Source organism: Prevotella sp. P5-50 (assembly GCF_002251295.1).
In the GTDB taxonomy this organism is placed as follows: domain Bacteria; phylum Bacteroidota; class Bacteroidia; order Bacteroidales; family Bacteroidaceae; genus Prevotella.
The window spans coordinates 292,558-299,288 of the sequence record NZ_NPJA01000033.1 but is presented as its reverse complement, the minus strand read 5'-3'; the positions used below and the strand labels follow the sequence as shown (position 1 = coordinate 299,288).

At 46.1% G+C, this 6,731-nt stretch carries 3 protein-coding genes; all 3 read left to right on the top strand.

From position 1 onward, the window contains the following. Positions 1-273 precede the first annotated feature (273 nt). From CIK88_RS08370 to CIK88_RS08360, 3 genes are read left to right on the top strand one after another with little or no spacing between them, the layout of a single operon-like run. Entirely contained in the window at positions 274-3,558 is a 3,285-nt protein-coding gene (locus CIK88_RS08370; protein WP_094435788.1) for a TonB-dependent receptor, read from the top strand. A 22-nt stretch (positions 3,559-3,580) separates the two neighbouring features. Continuing rightward, on the top strand, positions 3,581-5,353 hold the full coding sequence (locus CIK88_RS08365; RefSeq protein ID WP_094435786.1) for a RagB/SusD family nutrient uptake outer membrane protein: 1,773 nt from the start codon (positions 3,581-3,583) through the stop codon (positions 5,351-5,353). A 40-nt stretch (positions 5,354-5,393) separates the two neighbouring features. Next, a complete protein-coding gene (locus CIK88_RS08360; protein ID WP_094435784.1) occupies positions 5,394-6,716 on the top strand; it encodes a glycan-binding surface protein in 1,323 nt (440 codons plus the stop codon). Positions 6,717-6,731 lie beyond the last annotated feature (15 nt).

The following is a 6,731-nucleotide window of genomic DNA, read 5'->3' as shown; positions in this document are numbered from 1 at the left end:
TGAAATAGTATTATATTTAAGCATTATAATATTATCGAATCTCGTTTTTATATGCTAATTTTGCAACGTGATTTGATATCACTACCGTACATTGAAAACTTAAAGAAATAAAAAATAAATATTAAATGTCCTAAAATAATTACAGCAGAAAGACCAAAATGATACTCCAGCGTATGCGGGTCCGGTGGACTTGGCTACGACAAGAGAATATGATTCTCAACAATTTACTAACACGATGTTAATTCATTTTTATTAAAGAAAATACCTAAAAGTATGAATCAAAAAATCAGAAAGACTGCGCTGTTGATGGGTGCGTGCTCACTGTTGGGCGCGTATTCGCCAGTTATGGCTGCTCATGCCGAAGCATCGGTACAGGCAGTTCAACAGTCCAAGAAGATCACGGGTACTGTTAGCGATGCTATGGGTCCTGTGATTGGTGCAAGTGTAGTGGTGAAAGGCACATCGAATGGTGTTGCTACCGATTTCGACGGTAAATTCTCACTCAACGTTAACCCAGGTCAGACCCTCGTCATTTCCTACATCGGTTACATTACCAAGGAAGTGAAGGTTGACAGCAAAACCTCTTATAGCATTACGCTGGAGGAAGACAAAAAAATGCTTGATGAAGTCGTAGTCGTTGGTTACGGTACGATGAAGAAAAGCGATCTTGCCGGTGCTTCGTTTACCATGGACGAAAAAGCACTTAAGAATGCAAATGTTACCAATATCGACCAGGCTTTTGCCGGTCGTGTTACTGGTGTGACCGCCGTACAGACTTCAGGTGCTCCTGGTTCTGCCTCTTCTATTCGCGTGCGTGGTCAAGCTACCATCAACGCCGGTGCAGAACCTCTATATGTTGTTGACGGTGTGATCTTCCAGTCAGGAGGTCAGTCTGGTGCCGACTACGGATTGGGCGATAAGCTCGGTAACGGTTCGGTTTCAACCATTTCGCCATTGTCAACCATCAACCCCAGCGATATCGTAAGCATGGAAGTGTTGAAGGATGCTTCTGCAACCGCCATCTATGGTGCCCAAGGTGCCAACGGTGTTGTGCTCATCACAACCAAGCGTGGTAAAGCCGGTGAAGCTAAGTTCACCTATGATGGTTCTACCACATGGTCACGTCAGACCAAACGCCTTGACATGATGAACCTCCGCGAGTTTGCAGAGTATTACAACGACCTTGTTGCTCAGGGAGAAATCACAAAGGCAGACCCTGCATATTCTGATCCTTCAGTACTCGGTAAGGGTACCAACTGGCAGGATGCTGTGTTCCGTACTGCTTTCCAGCACCAGCATCAGATTGGTGCTCAGGGTGGTACTGATAAGATGAAGTACTATGTCAGCGCTGGTTACATGAACCAGGAAGGAACTATCATCGGTTCTGACTTTAAGCGTATTTCACTTCGTGCCAATATCGACGCCCAGCTGAAGACATGGTTGAAGATGGGTGTTAACGTTGCCTACAGCCAGACCGATGAAGATCTGTTGAAAGCTGACGGTGAAGAGGGTATTATCATGTATTCGCTGACCACACCTCCTGATATTCAGATTTATAATATCGATGGCGGATACTCATCAGTGAGCAAAGAGGGATTCACCAGCCCCAACCCAATCGCTATGGCGCTGCTCAACGATATTACTTTGAAACGTCAGAAACTGAATGGTAACATCTTCTTCGATGTAACACCTATTAAGAACGTGACCTGGCATACTGAATTTGGTTGGGATCTCGGATGGACTCATGGTGAGACTTTCAACCCCACTATGCATCTCGGAAACTACAACGTAGAGCAGAACGAGGCACGTTCACAGAAGAACTCCAACACCTACTGGACCTTCAAGAACTATCTGACCTATAATGGTTCTATCGGCAAACATAGCTTCACCGCCATGGTCGGTCAGGAAGCATGGGAGTCGAAGTATGACTACCTATCTGTATTCAACACCGCTCTTCCCAGCGATGTAGTACACAATCCATCTCTTGGTACAGGTGATCCTCAGATTGGTAGCGGATTCGGTTCTACTGCCATGGCTTCATTCTTTACTCGTGAAACCTATAACTACGATGACCGTTACCTCGCTACTTACACCTATCGTTACGACGGTTCTTCAAACTTCGGTCCTAACAAGCGTTGGGCAGGCTTCCACTCTTTGGCTACTGCATGGCGCTTCACCAACGAGAAGTTTATGAAGGATGTGAAATGGCTGTCCAATGGTAAGCTCCGTCTCGGTTGGGGTCAGACCGGTAACTCAAATATCGGTGGTTACAAATGGGGATCTGCCATGTCAGTAATGGAAACAGGTCTCGGCACCAGCTATCGTCCTGCTAACATCAAGAACTTGGACATCAAATGGGAAACTCAGGAACAGTGGAACATCGGTCTTGACCTCGGTTTCTTCAACAACCGCGTCAACCTCGTTGTCGATTATTATAACAAGAAGTCTTCAGACATGCTGATGCAGCTGATTCTTCCTTCATTCATGGGAACATCAGGTAACGGTTCTTCAGCACTTGCTGCACCTTACGGAAACTATGGTGACATCGAGAACAAAGGTCTTGAAATCGCCCTCAATACCCGTCCTATCGAAACCAAGAACTTCTCTTGGGGTTCAGATTTCCAGATTTCTTTCAACAAGAACAAACTGAAGAGCCTCTCTAACTCAACCGCTCTCCTTGGTTATGGACAGTGGACTGACGTCGTTGCACGTTCAGTAGTTGGCGAATCACTCTACAACTTCTATGGTTATGAGGTTGAAGGCGTTTATACTTCGTTTGAAGATTTGCTCAACTCACCTGTTAACACCCTGCAGTCAAACAACCCTGTTACTGTAGAACGTGACGAAAACGGTAATGTGACCAAGGCTGAATGGAGCACCGATCCTACCAAGTATAACTCACGCAACACCACATTCGTAGGTGATATTAAATATAAAGATGTGAACCATGACGGTGTTATCGACGAAAAGGATAAGACAAATATCGGTTCTCCGCTGCCCGACTTCACCTTTGGTTGGAACAACACATTCCACTACAAGCAGTGGGATCTGACCGTATTCATCAATGGTTCTGTAGGCAACAAGGTCGGTAACTACAACAAGATGAAGCTTACTCACATGAACTCTGCATGGACCAACCAGCTGACCGACGTCAACGGTCGTGTTCATCTGGCTCCTGCCGATGGCGTTTATGCCGATGGTTGGTACAACAACATTGCTAATGTGGTTGCTACAGGAAACGGTGGTTACCCACGTGCTTCTATCAACGACCCGAACGACAACGACGCTTGGAGCTCACGCTTCATTCAGGACGGTTCATACCTTCGCCTGAAGAACATCAGCCTCAGCTATACCTTCGATAAGAAACTCGTAGGTAAGATTGGACTCGAAAACGTTCGTGCCACTATCTCTGCTACCAACCTCTTCACTATCACCGGTTACGACGGTTACGATCCTGAAGTTGGTGCTTCTACTACCAGTGCCAATGTGTTTGGTCTTGATAATGGTCGTTATCCTTCACCAACATCATGGACCTTTGGTCTTAATGTTTCATTCTGATAACTCCTAAACAGAACACAATATGAATTTTAATATATCTTTGAAAAATGTTTTGGGAATCGGTGCTTTGATCACCGCATCGTTCCTGACAACCTCTTGTGAGGACTTCCTCGATCGTCCTACGGAGGATAACTACAACACCGAGAACTTCTATGGTTCTGATAAAGCATGTATTGCTGGTGTGAACTATCTCTACAACTCTCCCTGGTATGACTTCCAACGTGGTTTCATCAAGGTGGGTGAGGTGTTCTCAGGCAATATGTACTGGGGAAATTCTCCTTACCTCAACTTCTCAGTAAACGGTACTGACCAGGACCTCGTCAATATGTCATATTCACTGTGGGCTGAGATTGGTCACTGCTCAACAGTATATGAGTCTCTGAAAGGTGCCTCTGCTTCACAGGAAGTAAAGAACCAGTGCATGGGAGAGTGTCTGACATGGAAAGCCATGGCTTACTTCTACCTCGTTCGTACCTTCGGCGATGTCCCCATCATTCACGACAACTCTGCCATGTTGGCATCTGGCAAATACAATGAATTGTCGAAAGTGGAGAAAGCTGACGTCTATGAGTATATCATCCTTACTTTGGAGAAGGCTATGGAGCTGTTGCCCAAATCATCTGATCCAGGTCGTATCGACTACTACTGCGCAGAAGGTCTTCTGTCAAAGGTTTATCTGACCAAGGCTGGTGTGAGTGGTTCGCTCAACAACGAAGACTTGCAGAAAGCTGCAGACTATGCAAAAGACGTGATCGATAACTCCGGTCGTAAACTCATGGACAACTATGAAGACATCTTCCGTGGTTCCAACAACACTTGCCCTGAAAGCTTGATTGCTTGGCGTTGGACTGTTGGTGCACACTGGACTAGCCAGAACACATTGCAATCTGACCTTGGTATCGAAGGCATGTGTGAGGTTGGTTCTGTATGGGGAGGCTGGGGTGGTCCTTCTACCGACCTGATGGAAGCTTTCGGTGTCATCAAGATTGATGGCACAGGCAAGGATTCTCGTCTGGTAGAGTGGCAGAGCCCGGCAAGCCGTGCCGATATCGACACCCGTCGTAAGGCTACCATGATGATTGCTGGCGATAAGTACGCTTATTTCTGGCGCGACAAGGGTGGTTTCGACTATCTTAAATTCATCTATGACAAGTCATACAATGCTTCTGCAACAGAGCAGCTCGAAGGTCCTTGCGGTTCTAACAACGTGAAGCATCTCTACGGTGATGCAGCAGACCACCAGGCTGAAATGGGTATTGCCGACGGACGTATGGCATCAGCTCTTGCAACCCATATTCTCCGCCTCTCTGATGTATATCTCATCCACGCTGAGGCTATGACGCTGCTGGGTCGTGGCAGTGAGCAATCAGCTCTTGATGCTTTCAATGCTGTTCATCAGCGTGCTATTCCTACTGCCGTTGCCGTTACTTCGCTCAACTTCGACATGATCTGGAAGGAGCGTCGTCTGGAGTTTGCTGGTGAAGGCGACCGTTGGTATGATTTCGTACGTCGTGCATACTATGATGTAAACAGCTGTATTGCCGAACTTAAGGCTCAGCACCGTAACCGTCTCTGGAACTGCGATCCTTTGTATAAGGCATACTACAAGTCTGGTACATGGAACCTCACCACTACCGACGGACAGGTTGAATATGACTATGATACAGAAGTTCCCAATGTGACAGCCAACAGCTTCACACTGCCATTCCCATCAGAGGACGTTGCTCTGAACCCGAATTTGGCTACTGGATCTCCAAGTGTACATGTTGACATCCGTGCAACCTATTCTTATTAATGTGTAATTTAAGAAACAGAAAGATATTATGAAAAGAAATATGAAACGGTTTCTCCTTGCAATTGGCGTTGTGACCCTGGGTTTGGGTTTCACCGCTTGTGAAGATGAGCCAGATAAATTCGAACTGACCGATGGTAATCCTACGATCAGTTATATCCGCCCACAGGATGTTGCCGCAAAGGACTCTTTGCTGACTTCGGCATACACCGGTTCGGGTATCTGTATTGTCGGTAACAACCTGACCAGCATCAAGGAAATGTATTTCAATGATGTGAAGGCTGTGCTCAACACCAGTTATATCACAGACCATACCATGTTGGTAACTATTCCAAACCAGATTCCTGCCAGCAACACTGGTAAGATCTATATGGTCAACAAGAGTCAGGATACCACTACATACGATTTCAAGGTGATGGTGCCAGAACCTGCTGTAACTTCAATGAAGTGTGAATATGTTCATGTAGGTGAATTGGCTCAGATCAACGGTCAGTACTTTGTAGATGACCCCAACCAGCCACTGACTCTGACCTTCACAGGTATCGACAACTCAATGAATCTTGAAGTTCCTCGTGAGAATATCAAGAAGATTACTCAGTCTTCTATCTCATTCATCGTTCCAGAGGGAGCAAAAGAAGGTCGCATCAAGGTTTCTACCATTTACGGTGAAGGAAATTCATCATTCTATTATGCTGACAGCCGTAACATCATTACCGACTTTGACGGTCCTAACAATGCAGGTCCTAAGGGTGTTATACCTCAGGGATGGAACATTGATGCTAAATACTCTACCGAAGGTGGTATTAGCGGTGCTTACTGTCAGTTAGGTCCTGTTGAAACAGAAGGTGGATGGGTTGAAGGATTGAAACTCCCATTCTGGTGTGGTAACTGGAACGGAGATCCTATGAGCATCAAGGAAGGTGCCGGTGTGCCTCTGCGCAACATCATCGACTTCTCTGACTGGGAGAATATGTCGTTCAAGTTTGAACTTTACATCCCATCAAGCAATCCTTGGTCTGCCGGTGCACTCCAGATTCTCTTTGTGAATAATCAGCTTTGTGCAAACGACTCTTGGCAGAACAATACTTACATCCATACTTCTGCTGATGGTGGTAAGGACCTGCCTCGTGCACTCTACAATCCTTGGAAGTCAACTGGTTCGTTCGATACTGGCGATGAGTGGATCACAGTAACTATTCCTCTCACCGAGTTCGTTTATAACGACGATGGTACCAAAGCTCCGTCTCCAATGAGCATCTCAAGTTTCGATAGCTTCATCATGTGGCCTATCAACGGTGGTGTTAAGGGCACGAAGTGTACCCCGATCTTCCGTTACGACAACCTCCGTGTGGTTCCTAACAAATAACACATCAATAACTAA

Bases quoted from the DNA above. Each gene is read 5' to 3' on its own strand.
- CIK88_RS08370 (WP_094435788.1), top strand. From the start codon at position 274: ATGAATCAAAAAATCAGAAAGACTGCGCTGTTGATGGGTGCGTGCTCA.
- CIK88_RS08360 (WP_094435784.1), top strand. From the start codon at position 5,394: ATGAAACGGTTTCTCCTTGCAATTGGCGTTGTGACCCTGGGTTTGGGT.
- CIK88_RS08365 (WP_094435786.1), top strand. From the start codon at position 3,581: ATGAATTTTAATATATCTTTGAAAAATGTTTTGGGAATCGGTGCTTTG.